17 protein-coding genes and 1 tRNA gene are annotated in these 18,877 nt (G+C 39.2%); 9 read left to right on the top strand and 9 right to left on the bottom strand.

The window, feature by feature from the left end:
- Window positions 1–21: 21 nt before the first annotated feature.
- Complete coding sequence (gene glpK / locus JFV29_RS25020) at window positions 22–1,512, top strand: glycerol kinase GlpK (protein ID WP_201187063.1); 1,491 nt, start codon at window positions 22–24, stop codon at window positions 1,510–1,512.
- Window positions 1,513–1,673: 161 nt separating this feature from the next.
- On the opposite strand, the gene JFV29_RS25015 is transcribed toward glpK, so the two are convergent.
- The gene (locus JFV29_RS25015) at window positions 1,674–2,612 is read right to left on the bottom strand and encodes a helix-turn-helix transcriptional regulator (RefSeq protein WP_201187061.1); all 939 of its coding nucleotides are present in this window, start codon (window positions 2,610–2,612) and stop codon (window positions 1,674–1,676) included.
- A gap of 86 nt (window positions 2,613–2,698) precedes the next feature.
- Here JFV29_RS25015 and JFV29_RS25010 point away from each other — a divergent pair, with 86 nt between their 5' ends.
- The 5 genes from JFV29_RS25010 (at window position 2,699) to JFV29_RS24990 (ending at window position 7,652) form a co-directional block, all read left to right on the top strand.
- Complete coding sequence (locus JFV29_RS25010; protein WP_201187059.1) at window positions 2,699–3,142, top strand: VOC family protein; 444 nt, start codon at window positions 2,699–2,701, stop codon at window positions 3,140–3,142.
- Between the two features lie 563 nt (window positions 3,143–3,705).
- The gene (locus JFV29_RS25005; protein ID WP_053348825.1) at window positions 3,706–3,951 is read left to right on the top strand and encodes a DUF2164 domain-containing protein; all 246 of its coding nucleotides are present in this window, start codon (window positions 3,706–3,708) and stop codon (window positions 3,949–3,951) included.
- Between the two features lie 405 nt (window positions 3,952–4,356).
- On the top strand, window positions 4,357–6,009 hold the full coding sequence (locus JFV29_RS25000) for a glycerol-3-phosphate dehydrogenase/oxidase (RefSeq protein ID WP_201187057.1): 1,653 nt from the start codon (window positions 4,357–4,359) through the stop codon (window positions 6,007–6,009).
- Window positions 6,010–6,322: 313 nt separating this feature from the next.
- Complete coding sequence (locus JFV29_RS24995; protein ID WP_201187055.1) at window positions 6,323–7,033, top strand: MBL fold metallo-hydrolase; 711 nt, start codon at window positions 6,323–6,325, stop codon at window positions 7,031–7,033.
- 19 nt (window positions 7,034–7,052) lie between these two features.
- Window positions 7,053–7,652 carry a TetR/AcrR family transcriptional regulator gene (locus JFV29_RS24990; RefSeq protein WP_201187053.1) on the top strand — a complete coding sequence of 200 codons (600 nt, stop codon included), beginning with the start codon at window positions 7,053–7,055 and terminating at the stop codon, window positions 7,650–7,652.
- 214 nt (window positions 7,653–7,866) lie between these two features.
- Here JFV29_RS24990 and JFV29_RS24985 read toward each other — a convergent pair whose 3' ends face one another.
- The 4 genes from JFV29_RS24985 to JFV29_RS24970 form a co-directional block, all read right to left on the bottom strand.
- Entirely contained in the window at window positions 7,867–9,087 is a 1,221-nt protein-coding gene (locus JFV29_RS24985) for a PucR family transcriptional regulator (RefSeq protein ID WP_201187051.1), read from the bottom strand.
- Window positions 9,088–9,224: 137 nt separating this feature from the next.
- Window positions 9,225–10,694, bottom strand: a complete 1,470-nt coding sequence (gene putP / locus JFV29_RS24980) for a sodium/proline symporter PutP (protein WP_207205176.1) — start codon at window positions 10,692–10,694, stop codon at window positions 9,225–9,227.
- Window positions 10,695–10,865: 171 nt separating this feature from the next.
- Window positions 10,866–12,407, bottom strand: coding sequence for an L-glutamate gamma-semialdehyde dehydrogenase (gene pruA / locus JFV29_RS24975; protein ID WP_201187047.1), 1,542 nt, complete (start codon window positions 12,405–12,407; stop codon window positions 10,866–10,868).
- Between the two features lie 56 nt (window positions 12,408–12,463).
- The gene (locus JFV29_RS24970) at window positions 12,464–13,381 is read right to left on the bottom strand and encodes a proline dehydrogenase family protein (protein ID WP_201187043.1); all 918 of its coding nucleotides are present in this window, start codon (window positions 13,379–13,381) and stop codon (window positions 12,464–12,466) included.
- A gap of 405 nt (window positions 13,382–13,786) precedes the next feature.
- On the opposite strand from JFV29_RS24970, the gene JFV29_RS24965 reads away from it, so the two are divergent.
- Both JFV29_RS24965 and JFV29_RS24960 read left to right on the top strand, forming a co-directional pair.
- Window positions 13,787–13,951 carry a hypothetical protein gene (locus JFV29_RS24965; RefSeq protein WP_201187041.1) on the top strand — a complete coding sequence of 55 codons (165 nt, stop codon included), beginning with the start codon at window positions 13,787–13,789 and terminating at the stop codon, window positions 13,949–13,951.
- A 792-nt stretch (window positions 13,952–14,743) separates the two neighbouring features.
- On the top strand, window positions 14,744–14,899 hold the full coding sequence (locus JFV29_RS24960) for a hypothetical protein (protein WP_201187039.1): 156 nt from the start codon (window positions 14,744–14,746) through the stop codon (window positions 14,897–14,899).
- 332 nt (window positions 14,900–15,231) lie between these two features.
- On the opposite strand, the gene JFV29_RS24955 is transcribed toward JFV29_RS24960, so the two are convergent.
- The 3 genes from JFV29_RS24955 to JFV29_RS24945 all read right to left on the bottom strand — a co-directional run bounded on the left by JFV29_RS24955 (window position 15,232) and on the right by JFV29_RS24945 (window position 17,169).
- Window positions 15,232–15,462: a helix-turn-helix domain-containing protein gene (locus tag JFV29_RS24955; protein ID WP_098178080.1), complete on the bottom strand. Its 231-nt coding sequence runs from the start codon at window positions 15,460–15,462 to the stop codon at window positions 15,232–15,234.
- A gap of 810 nt (window positions 15,463–16,272) precedes the next feature.
- Window positions 16,273–16,345 (bottom strand) — tRNA-Ala (locus tag JFV29_RS24950).
- Window positions 16,346–16,461: 116 nt separating this feature from the next.
- Window positions 16,462–17,169 (bottom strand): MgtC/SapB family protein, encoded by a 708-nt coding sequence (locus JFV29_RS24945; protein WP_053348841.1) that lies wholly within the window; start codon window positions 17,167–17,169, stop codon window positions 16,462–16,464.
- 144 nt (window positions 17,170–17,313) lie between these two features.
- On the opposite strand from JFV29_RS24945, the gene JFV29_RS24940 reads away from it, so the two are divergent.
- Window positions 17,314–18,219 carry a DMT family transporter gene (locus JFV29_RS24940; RefSeq protein ID WP_201187037.1) on the top strand — a complete coding sequence of 302 codons (906 nt, stop codon included), beginning with the start codon at window positions 17,314–17,316 and terminating at the stop codon, window positions 18,217–18,219.
- Between the two features lie 34 nt (window positions 18,220–18,253).
- Here the strand turns inward: JFV29_RS24940 and JFV29_RS24935 are convergent, their stop codons facing one another.
- Window positions 18,254–18,439 carry a hypothetical protein gene (locus JFV29_RS24935; protein WP_141521436.1) on the bottom strand — a complete coding sequence of 62 codons (186 nt, stop codon included), beginning with the start codon at window positions 18,437–18,439 and terminating at the stop codon, window positions 18,254–18,256.
- Between the last annotated feature and the right edge of the window lie 438 nt (window positions 18,440–18,877).

Genomic DNA, 18,877 nt, shown 5'->3' with positions numbered 1-18,877 from the left:
TAAAAAGGGGGGAAACACATTATGGAAAAATATATCTTATCATTGGATCAAGGAACAACTAGTTCACGGGCGATTTTGTTTAACGAAAAGGGCGAGATCGTCCACTCGGCCCAAAAGGAATTCACACAGCATTTCCCTAAGCCAGGCTGGGTAGAGCATAACGCCAATGAGATTTGGGGATCAATTTTAGCAGTGATTGCTGGTGTACTATCGGAATCTAGTGTAAAGCCTGAGCAAATTGCTGGTATTGGAATCACTAATCAGCGTGAAACGACAGTCGTTTGGGATAAAGAAACAGGAACCCCTGTGTATAATGCGATAGTATGGCAGTCCAGACAAACTAGCGAAATTTGTGATGAATTGAAAGGAAGAGGTCTTAATGATCTGTTCCGAGAAAAAACAGGATTGTTAATAGACGCCTATTTTTCCGGTACAAAAGTGAAGTGGATCCTCGATAATGTGGAAGGAGCTCGCCAAAAAGCAGATGAAGGCAAGTTGTTATTCGGAACCATTGATACCTGGCTGATTTGGAAGCTATCAGGAGGCAAGGCCTATGTAACAGACTATTCTAATGCTTCTCGGACATTAATGTATAATATTCATGAGCTGAAATGGGACGAGGAGCTTCTGGAGATATTGACTGTTCCAAAATCAATGCTACCAGAGGTTAGACCTTCTTCCGAAGTGTATGCCCATACGATCGAATATCACTTCTTCGGCCAGTCGATTCCAATTGCAGGAGCAGCAGGTGACCAACAGGCAGCATTATTTGGCCAAGCTTGTTTTAATGAAGGAATGGCTAAAAATACGTATGGAACAGGTTGTTTCATGCTTATGAATACGGGTGAAAAGGCTGTCAGTTCCGAGCACGGGTTATTGACAACTCTTGCTTGGGGATTGAATGGCAAGGTTGAATATGCATTAGAAGGCAGCATATTTGTAGCAGGATCAGCGATTCAATGGCTGCGTGATGGCTTACGGATGCTAAAAAATGCCGAGGACAGTGAAGCCTATGCAAAACGTGTAGAAAGTACTGATGGAGTTTATGTTGTTCCTGCATTTGTTGGGCTTGGGACTCCGTATTGGGACAGCGATGTCCGAGGTGCGGTTTTTGGCTTAACTCGTGGAACATCTAAAGAGCATTTTGTCCGTGCTACCCTTGAATCGCTTGCATATCAAACGAAGGATGTACTCGATGCAATGGAGGCAGATTCAGGTATTGAGCTGAAGACATTGAGAGTGGATGGCGGTGCAGTTAAGAACGACTTCTTAATGCAATTCCAAAGCGATCTACTACGTGTCCCTGTTGAAAGGCCGACTATAAACGAAACGACAGCACTCGGTGCAGCGTATTTGGCTGGACTAGCTGTTGGCTATTGGAAGGACCAAGAGGAAATCGCTCAGCAGTGGGCAATAGACAAAACCTTTAAACCATCCATGGATGAGCAAGAAAGTGAAAAATTATATGACGGATGGAAAAAAGCTGTTCAAGCAGCAATGGCTTTTAAATAAAGGTTCTGATAAACACTAAATTTAACAAATAAAGAAGGCCACTTATATAGTGGTCTTTTTGTTGTTAAATTTACAATAAAGTAATAAAATGCTTTAAATATGTGGGCAGATTACCATAATAAAGTCTTTAAATAAGACGAAATAATTTACAAACTAGCCTTCTATAAATTATCTAGTAAATCTATATAATACTTTCTTAAAAGTTCTCTTAATATATTAGGTTCTACTATTTTTATGGACTTACCAAAGCTAGCAATATAGTTAACTATAAACTCAAGCTCATTTGGCTCATACGAACCAACAATATAGGTACTTTCACTCTCGGTGATTAACTTCATAGATGGGAAATGTTGCTGTTGAAAATGCTCAACCCCTTCTTGATTTATTAGACACTTGAATTGAATTGCCTTTTCAGATGGTTTCCAGAGTGAATGTGCATTGTGAACATTAATCTCCTTTAAGTCAATTAATGGTTCGATGTTCGTTATTTCCACTGTTGTAATACGATCACACCGGAATACTCGATAAGCTTTTTTAGTTACATCATAAGCCTGGCAGTACCAATAGCCTTTCATTGCATAAATAGCGATTGGCTGAATGCTACGAGTGCTTTTTTGATGCATTGTTTGATAACTGATTTTTAATACTTCATTTTTAATGGCTGCAAGTAATAAAGTTTCTAAATGTGCGCTTTCTTTGATTTGCTCCGTGTGTCGAAAGGTTATCCGATCTTGAATTCTCTCTATATGCTGACGTTGTTTTTCTGCTAACGCGTTTATAAATTTCTCATGAATAGAATGAAGCGATACTTGAAAAGGTAGATTTGAAAAGCTGCGTAGTGCCTGCATTGCAAAATAAAGCGCATAAATTTCTTGACTGTTAAAAGAAATGGGGGGTAGTGTCATTTGATTAAGTAAATGATAACCTCCATACCGACCATATTCTGCATAAATTGGTGCGCCAATTTCCTCTAGTGAAGAAATGTCTCGTAATGCAGTTCTTTTAGAAATATGAAATTCTTGCATTAAATCTTGGAGCGTAAACTGTTGTTTTTGATTGATAAAACGCAGCATTTGATTTAAGCGTTCTGATTTTTTCATAAAATGACCCCTAATGGTGCCGTTTTTTGTCACCTTTATTTTATATACTTGTAAGTGTAATAAATAATTGTTGAGGAGGCAATAAAATGAATTTTGAAGTAATTCCCTTTCTATCGATGAATGGTAAAGGTGCAGCTGCTATTGAGTTTTATAAGGAATATTTAGGGGCGACCGTTCTTTTTAAGAAAAATTATAAAGAGATGAAGGAAATGAATCCTAATTTTATTTATGGAGAAGGTCAAGATGAGTATATTACACATTCTGTTTTGCAAATCGGTGCGAATAAGCTTATGCTTGCAGAGAAAGAAATGGACAATACACAACCTTGGCAATTAGGTAATAGTTCATCTTTATGTATTCAGTCTCAAGATAAGATTGTAATTAAACATCTCTATGACTCGCTTATTCAACATGAACAGGTGGCCATTTTAGTACCATATGAACCCAATGCGTTTAGTCCAGGATATGCCATTGTACGAGATCCGTTTGGAGTAATTATCCAACTTTGTGTAACCGTGCATGATTTTTAATTTAGGTGATTTATTACATGTACAGCTATATGACGTTTGTATTAAATTTCAGTAATTTATAAGATTATTTAACAGTTTGGGGCGTTAGTGAAAGAATGATTAAACAACTTTATAGTTAAAGTTTTTACTCTGTAGTACCCACTTTCCAACTAAATTAACGAACTTAGAAAACCGATTCTACATCAGTAGTATCGGTTTTCTTGATTGATGGCTATAAAATTAAATGACTTTATTATAAGTATTCATCTTCTTCAACTAACTACCGCCCCTTAAATTTTGTTTTTATTAACTAGAATCACGTTTAAATTCGCTCTTCTTTTGTTCCTGTAAAACTGATAATCCAATAAAGATATACGGGTATGATAAAAGAATTAATTCGAGAAAACCTAAACCAAACAATGTCGAGGTATGCTCATCTGCATTAAATCTAGTTTCAACTACCCATAATAAAGGGTTTTTACCACTCTTACTTGTACATAATATTTTATGAAAATATAGCCTGTGATTTACTGAATTTCACATGTATAGTTAGCTGTAATATATTTTATTAGGGAGTGTTTTACTTGTTTATAAAACTTACAAAAGACCAACAGCAATTAATGATTTCTGACATTCAATACTTTTTTTCACAAGAAAGAGATGAAGAAATAACTGAATTTGCTGCAGAAAGAGTATTAGATTTCGTTAAGGAGTCACTTGCTCCTCATTTCTATAACGCTGCTGTCTTAGATGTTAAACATGTAGTGGAACAGCAATTTTCTTCACTTGAAGATGAAATATTAACTCTAGAACGTCCGATAAAAAGATAAATAATTTTTCAAGAGTGAATTTGATAATAATTCACTCTTATTGTTGCACATAATATGTCTTATACGGCATAAGATAGGAATCATCTTTCCTTGTTTTTACTTCAGCTAATCTGCCCCTTTGGTTGAACTGTTAAATAAAAACAAAGCGAAGTCTTTCTAATATGAGTTAGAGTATGATATACTAAAATCAAGTTAATAAATCGGCCGGAGAACAGGAGAGACCATGAATGCGTTATCGAGAATTCGATAATGTGCATTTATGGTCTCTTTTTTTGTTTTTATTGGCAGATTAGGGTAATTAATATCTATATGAGTGGAAAACTATGAGAACAAATTAACTTATTTAAATACAAGAACCAACAACTACTCGACAAAAGCAGGTATCACTCAAAGGAGGAGTTAGGCATGAGGTTTTCAAATATATATCGAGAAGAAACAATTGAGCTTCTGAAAAAAGAAAAATTTGATGTGTTAGTCATTGGCGGAGGAATTACAGGTGCAGGGATTTCCCTGGATGCAACGACTCGAGGAATGAAAGTGGCATTGGTGGAAATGCAGGACTTTGCTGCAGGAACATCAAGCCGTTCAACAAAGCTTGTCCATGGTGGTTTGCGGTACCTAAAGCAATTTGAAATAAAAATGGTTGCTGAGGTTGGAAAAGAGAGAGAGATCGTTTATGAAAATGGGCCACATGTGACTACACCGGAAAGAATGCTGCTCCCAATGCATAAAGGTGGCACATTTGGAAAATTCAGTACATCCATCGGACTCCGAGTCTATGATTTTCTAGCAGGCGTCAAAAAAAGTGAACGAAGGAAAATGCTATCGGTTAGTGAAACACTGAAAATGGAGCCCCTTGTAAAGAAAGAAGGACTTAAAGGCGGAGGCCATTATGTTGAATACCGTACAGATGATGCACGCCTGACGATTGAAGTGATGAAGGCGGCTGTGGGTAAAGGCGCGACACCGATAAATTATACAAAAGTAGAAAAACTGTTGTATGAAAATGGCAAGGTAATAGGCGTCCAGGTCAATGATATACTATCAGGCAATCAGTATGAAATATATGCAGACAAAGTTATCAATGCCGCAGGTCCATGGGTTGATTCGATCCGTGAAAAAGACCAATCGAAAAAAGGGAAAACGCTGAAGTTATCAAAGGGTGTTCATGTCGTAATTGACCAATCGAAATTTCCTTTGAAGCAGGCGATTTACTTTGATACGCCCGATGGCCGGATGATTTTTGCCATACCGCGAGCTGGTAAGGCCTACGTCGGAACTACAGACACCTTTTATAATGGCGATCCTGCTGTCCCTACCGTTACATCGGAAGATCGTGCCTATTTATTAAAGGCGATTGGTTATATGTTTCCAGAAGTGAAAGTTTCGGATGAGGATATCGAATCAAGCTGGGCTGGAGTTAGACCGTTAATTCTTGAAGAAGGCAAAGACCCTTCTGAAATTTCAAGAAAAGATGAAATATGGGAGTCCGATTCTGGTCTTATCACAATTGCCGGAGGAAAATTAACGGGATATCGCAAAATGGCAAAAACTACAGTCGACCTCGTAGCCGGGAAGCTTTCTCAGCAAACAAATAGATCTTACCCTAATAGCAGTACCAAAAAAATGCCGATTTCTGGAGGGGATGTCGGAGGATCGATCAATTTCTCTGATTATATCCAGACACATATTCAAATAGGGGTTGACTCAGGACTCACTGCTAAGGATTCCAAAGAATTATTGGCTATGTACGGATCAAACGCGGCTGTTTTGTTCAATATCGCAAAAAGTGAAGGGGACGTGGAAACTCGCACTGGCCTCCCACAGAAGTTGTTCGTACAGTTGCAATACGCATTAGATCATGAAATGGCCGCAACTCCGGTTGATTTCTTCTTCCGCAGAACCGGCACCCTATTATTTGATATCGATTTAGTCCAAACACATAAAAGTGCAGTAATTAAATATATGGCTGAATATTTTGGCTGGACGGAATCAACAAAAACGGAAAGAACAAACCAATTGGAACAAGAAATACATGGTGCTATTAAAGTATCTTAACTTATACCTGAAACGATTAGACGCCAGCGGCTTTGCTGGCGTTTATCTTATTTTCCATGATTTTATTTGAATTAGATGTGTGAGTAAAAGATGAGTGGCAATGCGGCTCATCTTTTACATATTCAATGAGAGAATGCTTGCAAATAGAACAATCACGCCTTCATAGATTCAACAAACTTATAAAGAACTACTTACGTGCAGAAATTGACTTGGCGATTAACTTTTAAATCTTTAAACATGGAATATTATTGAAAAACTAATCATATTAGTTATAATATTAATTATATTAGTTTTGAGGGGAGTTTGATTAAAGATGAAAATGACTAAGGTTGGTACAGTATATCAACTATCTTTTATGCCAAGTGTATTTCCTGTGAACTGTTATTTTGTAGAAGAAGAGAATAGTCTTACACTAATAGATGCAGCCTTACCCTACAGTACAAAAAGTATAATAAATGCGGCTCGGATTATTGGAAAACCGATAACAAGATTAATAGTTACCCACGCACATGATGATCATGTTGGTGCACTAGACGGGATTAAAGCGTTAATCCCTGATTTACAAGTGAGTATTTCTTTTAGGGATGCGTTATTACTGGCTGGTGATTCTACCCTCCTACAAAATGAAACAAACTCTCCAATCCGCGGAGGAGTTCCTAAAAATATTCAAACTCAACCAGACTTATTGCTCAAAGAGGGCGACAGTATTGGTTCATTGGAAGTTATTTTTTCCCCAGGACATACCCCTGGTTCTATATCTCTTCTTGACACCCGGAATCATAGTTTAATTGTGGGGGATGCCTTACAAACTAGAGGTGGAACTGCGGTGTCTGGAATGATTAAACCTTTATTTCCGTTCCCGGCCTTTGCCACATGGAATAAACTCATCGCTCTTGAAAGTGCAAAGAAATTAAGAAGTTATAAACCGAGTTTACTTGCTGTTGGTCATGGGAAGATGCTAGAACACCCTGGGAATTCTATTGACAGAGCAATAGTTGAAGCAGAATTAAAACTTCAATCATGAAAATAGGAGGTAAAAATTGATGTCTCAACGTATAAGGTTAGATTTGTCTATCATTTTACAAAAAGCTACAGAACTAGCTGATGAAAACGGCCTTGATCATCTTTCGTTAGGCAAGTTGGCTGAAGAATTACAAATACGCCCCCCTTCGTTATATAACCATTTAGACGGCCTAAATGGATTAAAACAGAAACTAGCAGTAAATGGAGTTAAAAAGCTTTATGAATACATGCTTCAAGCAGCAGTGGGACGCTCCGGTGATGATGCAATCAAGGCACTTAGTGAGGCATATGTTGAATTTGCTAGAATTCATCCAGGACTTTATGATGCTACCACCCGTTTTCCAAATTCTGAAGACAAGGAGTTACAACAAGCACAGCAATCAGTTGTAGAGCTTGTTGTCCAAGTCCTACAAGCCTATAATTTGAAGGAAGAAATGGCGATTCACCTGGTGAGAGGATTAAGGAGCATTTTACATGGATTTACTTCAATTGAAAAAATGGGTGGGTTTGGGATGCCGATTGATATCGATAAGAGTTTTTCTATACTGCTAAATACTTATATTGAGGGAATCCATTCTATAGTTATAAATAAAGATAAATATGAGCTGGTGGAAGGTTAAACCTGAATTTTCATGATGCTTTTGGACCAATAAGGTGTAGTTTAAACCTGACCAGCAGGACATCAAAATGGAGTGATGGATAAAAAGAAAAAACCCTTGCTACACAAGGGCTTTAAAGTATGAATAATAGCGGGATCGAACCTTTGCCGTGTTTCTTATTTCTTAGCTGATTTAAAGGATAGCTTGAAAGTCTGGCCAGCCAAAGAAGCATTTCCTATTTTTTCTGCTTTAATAGTTGTAAGTCGACGTATAGCTGTATCCGTGAATGAAAGTCATCAAAATCGATTGAAGTGAGATCGGCTATTTGGTTCATTCTGTATTTTAACGTGTTGGTATGAATGTATAGCTGTTCAGCTGTCGGTTTTATCCGGCAATTATTCAACAGAAATATTTCCATTGTTTGAAGGAGCTTTGTTTGGCTTTCCTGGTCCTTCTTTTGCAGAATCTGTAAATCCATATTGATATAATTCGTTTTACCATGATGATTGGAGATCATTTCGAGGTAACGGAAAATCCCAAGTTTGCTATATTGGAAAGGAAGCTGTTCAGGTTTACCGATGAACTTGGCTGCATTGATCACTTCCAGGGCTTCTAGATAGGATTTTCTTAATTGAAGAATCGAAGAATACTCATTTCCGATTCCTGAGAACACCTTTTGGCCATTGAATTGGGAAAGAACCGTGTTCGTTAAATCAGTGGCGCTATCAGAAAGCAGGTCTTTCCCTTTTCCGTTGCTACCAATTAAGACGATGATCTTCAATTGGTTTGTGAATACATGGGAAAAATGATTCAATGCATTTGCGAATAGACTGACTGTATCCGTTAATTCATCGAAATGTTCCGCATCGGATTGAGCGATGGTAAAGACATTTACAAGGAAAGTTTCCGGAATAAGAAGACTCATATTGGCTGCTTCCCATTTTATTTGGTTTTCCGTTTGATAGACTTCGTCGATGACCTTTTGGTAAAACTCATTTTTTTCTTCATCTTTTTTCATGTTTATCTGTTTTTTCTGATAGAGGAGCTTGCCGATATGATGGGAAACCTCATGTAAAAATTCCAAATCGGAATCAGGCATCACTTCCGTCTCTTGTACCCAAATGAATCCGAAGACCTGCCCTTTGTGGACAGCGCTTACAACAACTCTTTGATTTAAACCGATTTCCTCGATTTGTTTCACTCTAAATGGATGCTCCACCGTTTTAAGCTGTTCGACAATGCCCTCATCCATGAATTTCTCCAAGATTGGAATCGGCCAATGCTTAGTGAAGATGGTTTGCTGATTGGCTTGGTCGAAGTGTTCGATATAATATGAACTATATGCCAGCAATAAAAATTGGTCATTTTCGATGACAACTGGTTTTTTTAAATAAGTGCTGACCATATCCGTTATATCGTTGATGTTTGTGAGAGTCAGGATTTTTTCTAATGACATATATGGCCCCCTGTTATTTTTTGAAGTATATGACAACTAAGTTTAATAATACTTTTAAACGGATGATGTGTATAGGGGCACAAAGAAGGAACGGTCTATGAAAAAAATTTCATAGACCGTTCCTTTTAGGTGATTTATTATTGTTTTAATGTTCTTTCGAATTCCTCGAATTGCTCTTCTACTTCTTTTGATGGTTTTTCTGTAAGAAGACTGACCAGGATGATGGCAATCAAGCTTGCGCCAAAACCAGGGATCATTTCATAAAGCGTATCGGATAATCCAGCCATAGACCAGAAAATGACAGTCCCGGCACCAACGACCATTCCAGCTAAAGCACCCCATCTTGTCATCCGTTTCCAACAGAGACTGAGTAAGACAAGCGGACCGAATGATGAACCGAACCCAGCCCATGCATAACCGACAAGTGCAAGAATCGTGTCATTTTTCTCCCAAGAGAGAATAAGCGCGATGATTGATATGATTAGTACGGAAAGTCTGCCTAGGAAGACAAGCTCTTTATCTGAAGCCGAACGACGGAAGAAGGTTTTGTATATATCCTCCGTTAAAGAGCTGGCCGTAACCAACAGCTGCGAAGAAATCGTGCTCATGACGGCTGCCAGTATCGCTGAAATCAAGAAACCAGTAATGAATGGATGGAAAAGAATTTCCCCTAACTCTATGAAAATCGTTTCAGGATCAGCTAACTTGAGACCGTTCTGGGAATAATACGTTATTCCGATGAATCCAGTCAGCATGGCACCAACAGTTGAAAAGATCATCCAACTCATCCCGATAGTGCGGGCTTTCTTTATTTCCTTAACAGAACTGATTGCCATAAAGCGGACAATGATATGGGGTTGTCCGAAATAACCTAGTCCCCATGCAAATAATGAGATGATTCCTAAAAAGCTCGTTCCGGTAAAAATATTCAATAAGGCCGGATCAATGGAACGTGGTGTATCTATGGAAGGGCCGAAGCCGCCAACATGAATAAGGGTGACGATCGGTACAAGAACCAGGGCAACGACCATGATGAGTCCTTGAACAAAGTCTGTCCAGCTTACTGCCAGGAATCCGCCGAATAAAGTATAGGCAACGGTGACGCCTGTCAAGATCCATAGACCTGTATGGTAATCAAGGCCAAATGTACTTTGGAATAAGACTCCGCCGGACACCATTCCGGAAGAAACGTAAAAGGTAAAGAATATCAGGATAACCAATGCTGAAATGAGCCTTAAGATCCGTGAGCCCTCACCAAAACGATTTTCCAGGAAAGCAGGAATCGTAATGGAGTTATTGGCTACTTCCGTATAGGTTCTCAATCTTGGTGCAACATATAACCAGTTTGCATAGGCACCAAGCGTCAGGCCGATTACGATCCAAATCGAGCTGAGTCCAGTTGCGAACATGGCGCCTGGCATACCCATTAGAAGCCAGCCGCTCATATCGGCAGCACCGGCGCTTAATGCCGTTACAGCAGGGCCAAGACCCCGGTCGCCCAGCATGTAATCATTTAGGTTAGAGGTTTTTTTGTAGGCGAAATATCCGATTAACAGCATGCCCGCCATATAAATGCTAATGGAAAGTATTAATGAGAAATCGATCATAGGAAGACTCCCTTCAGGATGAAAGTATATAATTTTTCGTTTGAAAAGAGGAAGCAACCTATTTGTCACTTCCTCCATTTTACTTCGTATTGGTTTTGTATCGCAGAATGGAAGATACAAAACCAATACGAGGTCATTCAACTCTTCTTCAAATTGCTTAATAGAACATGATCAGAACGTTTCTGATGTTGTTTTGGCTTGCATATGAAGTTGCAAGTAGTCCGGTCCGCCTGCCTTGGAATCGGTTCCTGACATGTTGAACCCGCCGAATGGCTGATATCCTACGATTGCACCAGTACAGCCGCGGTTGAAATACAAGTTCCCCACATGGAATTCTTCACGTGCTTTTTCCATGTTCAGGCGATTTGTCGTAATGACAGCCCCAGTCAAACCGTATTCTGTGTTATTGGCAATTTCAAGAGCTTCGTTAAAGTCTTTCGCTTTTGAAAAAGCAACGACTGGTCCGAAGATTTCTTCTTGCATCAAACGGGCTTGCGGATCGACATCAGCGACGATTGTCGGCTGAACGAAGTATCCTTTTGAACTATCTCCTTCTCCACCAGTCAGAATGCGTCCTTCTTCTTTGCCGATTTCAATATAGCTCATGATTTTATCGAATGCCGCTTGATCGATAACTGGTCCCATGAAATGATTTTCTACAGGATTACCAACAGTAAGTTGTTTTGCTAATTCAACAGCGCGATCTAAAACTTGATCGTATACATCTTCTACGATGACAGCACGGGAGCAAGCAGAACATTTTTGTCCAGAGAAGCCAAATGCAGATTTCACGATCGATTGAGCGGCCAATTCAAGATCTGCCTCTTTGTCAACGACGATCGTATCTTTTCCGCCCATTTCAGCGATGACACGCTTCAGCCAAATTTGGCCTTCGTTCACTTCTGATGCACGTTTGTAAATGCGCAGACCTACATCGCGTGAACCTGTGAAGGAAATGAAACGTGTTTTAGGATGATCAACCAGGTAGTCGCCCACTTCGGCTCCGCTTCCTGGAACGAAATTCAACACACCTGCTGGAAGGCCGGCTTCATGCATTACTTCAACGAATTTCGCAGCAACAATAGGAGTAGTCGAAGCTGGTTTCAACAGGATTGTGTTACCAGTGACGATAGCGGCAACAGCTGTACCTGCCATGATTGCAAATGGGAAGTTCCAAGGAGAAATGATGATGCCTACTCCTAATGGAATGTAATCATAGCGGTTAAATTCTCCCGGACGGCTTTGAACAGGCACACCATCTTTAAGCGTCAGCATTTGACGGGCATAGAATTCAAGGAAATCGATCGCTTCCGCTGTATCCGCATCAGCCTCATTCCAAGGTTTTCCCGCTTCTTTTGTCAATAACGCAGAGAATTCATGCTTGCGTCTGCGAATGATGGCAGCAGCTTTGAACAAAACGTCAGCACGGATTTCCGGCTTCACTTTTTTCCAGCTTTCAAAAGCGGTAACAGCTTCCTGCATAGCTTTTTCAGCAAGAGCCCTGTTCGCTTTCGATACTCGGCCGATGACCTCTTGTTTATCAGCAGGGTTATATGAAACGATTTTCTCATCAGTCGTCACTTTCTCTGCCCCGATATAAAGAGGGTAGTCTTGCCCTAAGTAGCCCTCAACAGTTTGAAGTGCTTCCTGATATGCTTTTTTGTTTTCCTCGTTTGTAAAATCAACAAATGGTTCGTGTTTATATGAAATCATTGATAATCACACCTTTTTATAGAATTTTTGTAGCAATTAGAATGTTGAATGTATATTTAGCTTCTGACCATCCCTTTGAAGGCAAAGGCAATATTGGATGGCCTTTCCGCAAGCCTTCTCATGAAGTATCCATACCAATCGAGACCATATGGTACATAGACGCGCATCTTGTAACCTTGCTTGACCAACTCGTATTGTGTTTTGTTTCTCATGCCATAAAGCATTTGAAATTCGAATTGTGTATTTGGAATGTTATGCTTTTTAGCCAGCTCTTTTGTATATTCGATGATTTGGTCATCATGTGAGGCAATGGCCGTATAATTACCGTTAAGAAGACTTTGCTTAATCAACTTTTTATAGTTTTCATCTACATCATTCTTTTCGGGAAAAGCCACCTCGGCAGATTCCTTGTAGGCACCCTTTACGAGACGCAGGAACGGCTTATACTGGGCAAGGTCTTCCAAATCTTTCTCTGTGCGGTATAAATAAGCTTGTAAAACAGTACTTATGCAGTTGTATTTTTCTTTGAACTGCCTAAATATATCGATTGTTGCTTGACAGCGAACTTCATCTTCCATGTCAATCGTGACCATGACATTGTGTTTTTCTGCTGTATCAAGAATTCTTGTCATGTTCTCGATGACCAGATTATGATCGATATCAAGACCCAGAGAAGTCATTTTGAGAGATACCTGTGAATCCAGTTTTTCTCTGCTGATCATTTCAATGGTTTCGATGCATTCTGCTGTCCTTTCCTGGGTCACTTCCTTAGAATCAACGAATTCCCCAAGATGGTCCACTGTAACCGACAAGCCACTATTATTAAGCTGTTTAATGAATTTAATGGAACTTTGGAAATCAGTTCCCCCTATAATTTTTCCGGCTGCAAAACTACCGCCGCTTTTCTTTGCAATATTATTAAGTAAGTTATTTTTAGATAAAAATAAGAAAAAGTCCCTTGTAATCGCTTCCATTTAAAAAACACACCCCCTAAGAAGTTGTAATCACAAGATAATCTTATGGTTTTTCGACAATTTGCGCAATGTTCTAAAAATACAATAATTCTGTCTTTTGTTTGTCGGTTAGGGACAATGAAGGGGGAGGTACTCAATTTTCTCCTATCTTAATGGATAGAACGGAAGGTTTATAATTTATCTTATAAAGAAAAGCTAGAAGAAAGGTGCTTAGGAGAAAATAGCCCTGTGAAAGATGAAACCTTTGCGAATGCGTTTAAAAGTGGTAGCTCGACCATAATAATCCAATGCGATATAATGAATCTGACTATAGGTCCAACCGAGTACATCTTCTGTTACATGATCGGAAGTTAATGGCGTGGGCCGGAAAAATAAGTGACATCGGTAAGGCGGGGAGGATAAGGAATGGGTGCGGTATTTGAAGAACTTAGAGAAACATCTGGATTGATAATCGGCTTGATAATTGCTCTGGTAATAACAGGGTTTATTGGACTAGCCTTCACAAAAGCACATAAAGTCATTGTGTCACCTGTTGTTCGAAGGATAAAGAAAATGGTTAGTCGAAAATAGATAAGGCGGATTACATACCCCCTTGTCCCTAATCCATCAAGCCCCGCTTGAAGAAGGTGCAACCGTGTATGTCTATAATAGTAGGAAGTATGTGAATAAACTCAAAAAGAAGTCGCTATATATGAAGTGTCAAAGCATTAGATGCGGTGATGAATAAGATTGAAATGACTCTTTTCCTTTCACATATGTAATCAATAGATAACTTTAGCAAAAAAATCCCCCACTTCTAATATAGAAGTGGGGGATTTTACATATTAGATTAATAAGTAATCATGATGGTAGTAGAGATAATGGTTCTGAAGAGCTAATATGTCATCTCACGCATTTGTCTCCACCGAATAATGCTGATTATCTTGTTCGAAGGCATGGCGCTTTGGGGCTGGAAGGTCATTCTGCATTTAAAATTCAGTAAATGAATTCGTCATTCTTAGGAACAAGAACAATTCTTTCAAATTAAGAAAATCATATTAGAATACGAATGCCCTTTATGCTGCTTACCGGTAAAAGCGCATTTTACTTTCTTCAAAACCATAAAGGTGATAGTACTAGTATTCTAATAAATTCGCAAAAAGTAAAATACCCCATATGCCGGTTTCGTGCCGACTTAAGGGGTATTTTACTTCCAACAATTTTTTTTTGAGGGTTTAAAGCCAACTGTCAAGCACGGACTCGCAATCCCCTGCTACTGCTGTTATAACCTGAAGATCAATATAATTTGACCTGCAGGGTTTATTCTACTCAATTTTGAGGCAGCTAAATGAAGTTGTTGATATGGGATTTTGGAAGGACACAATGAAACGGAAAATTAGCCTCGATATACTTGCGGGCGGGATCGATTTGAACTTAACGGGTAAAGAAATACCGGCGGGGATTTGCTCAGCCGTAATGATGGAGCCAGACAAGCGATGGCGAGGTAGTCATTCATATTCCTTACTTATCAAAGGATAAGTAAGGATTGATGGTATCGAGTGGGAAGAGAGCTCGTCGTAGCGGAGGTTAACCGGAAGTCAGCTCAATCCTCGGAACGGCTCTCATAGGACCAATCGGCACAATTGCCGGAGCTGTTGTAGGAGGGCGTCTCCGTGATAACTCGAAAGCTTACGTCTACCTAATTAATTCGAAGACCAACGAAGAGGTCTCCTTGCATATAGGGTATACCAAAAAACAATTCAAAGAAATATCTGTTTTCATGTAACGTAGCAAAGCCACGACCTTAATTGGAACCGTTTGTTTGGGTCGGGGCTTTTTTTGCGTTTAAACATCGAATATTCAGCGCAACCTTAAATATCAAAATAATCGTCTGACTTTGCGCCGGCATCTATACTCCGAATCGCCTTCATGATTTTCTTTAATACTCCGGCAGAAGGCACATACTTAGGATCGCTGCAAACTCTGCTAATCGTATTGCGTGAGATTCCAGACGCGCTTACAAACTCCTCTTGTGTATACCCGTGCTTATCTATTAATTTGCCGACCTTACTCCGACGCTTTCCCTTCCCGAATCTAAACATTTCGCGTACCTCCTAGTATTTATTGTACTAGCAGTCTCGTCCATCTTTCACAAAAATATACGCATAGTTTCGCAAATAATTGGTATCACGGAAAAACGGTAAGTGCTAATAACAGTTAACTACCCTAGTAGCCTTACTAGAGTAGTTTTTGCCAAATCGTAAGCGAAGTGATAAAGGATGAAAGTGTTTTGAAGAAGCGGAGCGGATGAAAACGGAAAGGGGATCACGAGGGGGAAACCCTCACGAAATACGAGGGGATATAAACTGATATTTATATTAGGAGCAAGCTGAGAAATGGTTGCATCAATAAGTTAACGGAGGATTATGGTTCGCCAGGTGTTGAGATAGCTTTAAGTGGAGATATGACGGTAGCTGTGGTGGAGTAGTTATTATATGGTTTTTAACGTCAGGGCGCAGAAGAAATACCGTAACGATGGTAAAATGGTTTAATACTTCCTATCGTAGGAGTGTAGCTGAAACTAGAGCAGAAGCAAGATGGTATTCGGTTAAAAAGCATATTTTGTCTTATTTCGGCAATATTCAATGGATAAAATCACTACTCAGATGTTGGATGAGTTCTATAAATGACAAACTGGATGAAGGACCGTCACCTAAATCGGTTAAGGAATTGCATCATCCGTTATCCAAGATGAAGCAGCCCTCCGGCTAGATCAATCCTTCTTTCCGCATTTAACGGATCAAAACTTTAGTGGGATAAAGGTGCACGCATTGTGCAATCTTGAAATGAATCGGCAGGTTTCTATAAGTGGAAAAAGAAAAAAACCCTTGATACACAAGGGTTTTCAAGTATGGAGCATAGCGGGATCGAACCGCTGACCTCTACGCTGCCAGCGTAGCGCTCTCCCAGCTGAGCTAATGCCCCGGGTTAGGGTACAATAATTATTTTATCGAAATTTCAGGAAAAGTCAATAATAAAATTGAGAAATTTGCAAAATAGTAAGAAAAAACCGTTTGAGGGTATCAAACGGTTTTTTTCGCTTAAGCATTCTCGATTTCTACCCGTGCAATTTCTTTAAGGTTGGAGACGGTGTAATAAACTTCTGAAGTTCTAACTTTATGATCGACCAAAACTTTAAGTGTTAAGAGGTGATGGTCTTCTGCAACATCTTTGATTCTTAGGTTTTTGATAAAAATCTTTTCGTCTTTGATTTTTTTGAGAACTAAAGCGATGTCATCTTTATCTTTTACCACTAGTTGTAGAAAGATTTCTTTTTGCCGTAATTTCATCGGGCCAAGCCAGGTGACGACTACGGGTACCAATTCGACACTGATGATTAATAGAATGACTCCGGCAATTGCTTCGAGAAAGAATCCAGCTCCGACAGCAATCCCAATTCCGGCTGCTCCCCAAATTATGGCAGCGGTGGTTAAACCGGAGATGCTGTTATTGTCACGGCGGAGAATAACGCCGGCCCCGATAAAGCCGACGCCAGAAACAATCTGTGCGGCAAGACGTAAGGGATCCATTGTGATATTTACATCGTCACTTCCGGGGAATTTATAAGCTGACTCCATGGAAACAATCGTTAATAAACAGCTGACGATGGAAATAACCAAGCTTGTTTTTAATCCAACGGGTTTTCGTTTCATTTCTCGCTCTAGCCCGATAATTAATCCAAGGAGAGCTGAGATCCCCAGCTTAATAAGTATTTGCAGTTCTGATTGAGGATCGAATGTCCATTCCATAATGTTCACCACTTCCGAAAGAGTATCGAGAATTATATGATTTGGTGCAATATACCCGTTTTTTCAAATAACTCACTCTAATAATTTTACCATAGTAAAATAGAGTACAATGATAGGTAATTCAACATGAAAAGAGGAACAAGAATGCAAATACCTAAAATAAATCCCTATTTTGCATTGGCGATAGGTGTGGCATCCGTTTCATTTTCGGCCATACTTGTTAAATTAGCATCTGCTCCATCAGGTGTTATAGCCTTTTATCGTTTATTATTTACTGTTCTGCTTATGTTGCCGGTTTTCATAATAAAATACCGCCATGAACTTAAATTCATTGAGAAAAAGGACTGGTTGTGTTCGATTGCGGCAGGTGTGTTCCTAGCTTTTCATTTTATATTATGGTTTGAATCGCTCAATTACACGTCGGTTGCGAGTTCAACTGTGCTTGTCACCCTTCAGCCGTTATTTGCGTTTGCAGGGGCTTACTTGTTTTTTAAAGAACGATTTTCAATGAAGGCAATATTAAGCGGGATCATCGCGATAGCGGGCAGTCTTGTCATCAGCTGGGGAGATTTTAGAATCAGCGGTATGGCGCTTTGGGGAGACATTCTTTCCCTTGTTGCTTGTGCGTTAGTAACTGGTTATTTACTATTTGGTCAAAATGTTAGAAAGCGTATCTCTTCTATAACATACACATTCGTCGTGTATGCAATTAGTGCATTTACATTGTTTTTCTACGTTGTCCTTAAGGGAGAGCCACTGGGACCATATCCTACTGTCGACTGGATTTATTTCGTTTTGCTTGCTATTTTCCCGACTCTATTAGGGCATTCATTATTCAACTGGTCATTGAAGTGGTTAAGTACTTCAACAATCTCTATGGGAATCTTACTGGAACCGATTGGAGCGACAATTCTAGCTTACTTCATTCTTGGTGAACCCATACTCTGGACGCAAATCCTAGGAGGTACCATCATATTGGCCGGCTTGATGATATTCCTAAAGGATGAAAAGAAAAGTAAGGTGCAGAAAAAAGAAGCAGTCTCCATATAAAAGCAGTAAGTCGAACCCGACTTACTGCTTTTATTTAATAGGGATAAAACAAATAGGTAATCCGAGTGAAGATCAAGGCAAATGTAAAGCTAAACAAAAACGTTGTACCATTCACTTTCCCTTTTTCCCTACTGAACTTTATGGCTTCATAATAAGCAGTGCTAAATAAGTAAAGAGCCATGCTGTAAGAAATGAGTAGTGCGATTAATGATAGATTCATTGCTTCACCTCAAAGAAAGAAGATATCTTTATATGTCTATTTGGGTTTAAGGAGAAATATGCGAGTTAATTCAGCTGAAGCGGCGGACTGTGTTTAAGAGGTAGGGGGGCTTGATGCATTCGAAAAAGAGTTATTCTAGAAAGGAATATATAGAAGGAGAATGAAAAAACACTTTTTTGAAAAAAAGTTTTGAAAAACATATTGCAAACATTATTTGTACATGGTATATTATTTCTTGTCGCTAAGACAACAACTTAAACAGCTCAACAAACTGTTAAAACTTTTTAAAAAAAGTTGTTGACGAAACGTGACACAATGTGTTACATTATAGGAGTCGCTTCTGAGAGAAACGACAACAAATTGCTCTTTGAAAACTGAACAAAACAAAGCGCCAACGTTAATTTTTAAGTGAGCACACACTATCAAAAAAAGCAAAAT

This window comes from Peribacillus sp. TH16 (assembly GCF_016651095.1).
GTDB classification, from domain to species: Bacteria; Bacillota; Bacilli; order Bacillales; family DSM-1321; genus Peribacillus; species Peribacillus butanolivorans.
Note: the sequence above shows the minus strand (reverse complement) of the source record. Positions and strands in the feature narration are given on the sequence as shown.

What these genes read in the sequence shown, in the direction of transcription:
- JFV29_RS25015 (WP_201187061.1), bottom strand. Translation starts at nt 2,612, where the DNA reads ATGAAAAAATCAGAACGCTTAAATCAAATGCTGCGTTTTATCAATCAA.
- glpK (WP_201187063.1), top strand. Translation starts at nt 22, where the DNA reads ATGGAAAAATATATCTTATCATTGGATCAAGGAACAACTAGTTCACGG.
- JFV29_RS25010 (WP_201187059.1), top strand. Translation starts at nt 2,699, where the DNA reads ATGAATTTTGAAGTAATTCCCTTTCTATCGATGAATGGTAAAGGTGCA.
- JFV29_RS24960 (WP_201187039.1), top strand. Translation starts at nt 14,744, where the DNA reads ATGAAACGGAAAATTAGCCTCGATATACTTGCGGGCGGGATCGATTTG.
- JFV29_RS24985 (WP_201187051.1), bottom strand. Translation starts at nt 9,087, where the DNA reads ATGTCATTAGAAAAAATCCTGACTCTCACAAACATCAACGATATAACG.
- JFV29_RS24945 (WP_053348841.1), bottom strand. Translation starts at nt 17,169, where the DNA reads ATGGAATGGACATTCGATCCTCAATCAGAACTGCAAATACTTATTAAG.
- pruA (WP_201187047.1), bottom strand. Translation starts at nt 12,407, where the DNA reads ATGATTTCATATAAACACGAACCATTTGTTGATTTTACAAACGAGGAA.
- JFV29_RS24940 (WP_201187037.1), top strand. Translation starts at nt 17,314, where the DNA reads ATGCAAATACCTAAAATAAATCCCTATTTTGCATTGGCGATAGGTGTG.
- JFV29_RS25000 (WP_201187057.1), top strand. Translation starts at nt 4,357, where the DNA reads ATGAGGTTTTCAAATATATATCGAGAAGAAACAATTGAGCTTCTGAAA.
- JFV29_RS24935 (WP_141521436.1), bottom strand. Translation starts at nt 18,439, where the DNA reads ATGAATCTATCATTAATCGCACTACTCATTTCTTACAGCATGGCTCTT.
- JFV29_RS24995 (WP_201187055.1), top strand. Translation starts at nt 6,323, where the DNA reads ATGAAAATGACTAAGGTTGGTACAGTATATCAACTATCTTTTATGCCA.
- JFV29_RS24990 (WP_201187053.1), top strand. Translation starts at nt 7,053, where the DNA reads ATGTCTCAACGTATAAGGTTAGATTTGTCTATCATTTTACAAAAAGCT.
- putP (WP_207205176.1), bottom strand. Translation starts at nt 10,694, where the DNA reads ATGATCGATTTCTCATTAATACTTTCCATTAGCATTTATATGGCGGGC.
- JFV29_RS24955 (WP_098178080.1), bottom strand. Translation starts at nt 15,462, where the DNA reads ATGTTTAGATTCGGGAAGGGAAAGCGTCGGAGTAAGGTCGGCAAATTA.
- JFV29_RS24965 (WP_201187041.1), top strand. Translation starts at nt 13,787, where the DNA reads ATGGGTGCGGTATTTGAAGAACTTAGAGAAACATCTGGATTGATAATC.
- JFV29_RS24970 (WP_201187043.1), bottom strand. Translation starts at nt 13,381, where the DNA reads ATGGAAGCGATTACAAGGGACTTTTTCTTATTTTTATCTAAAAATAAC.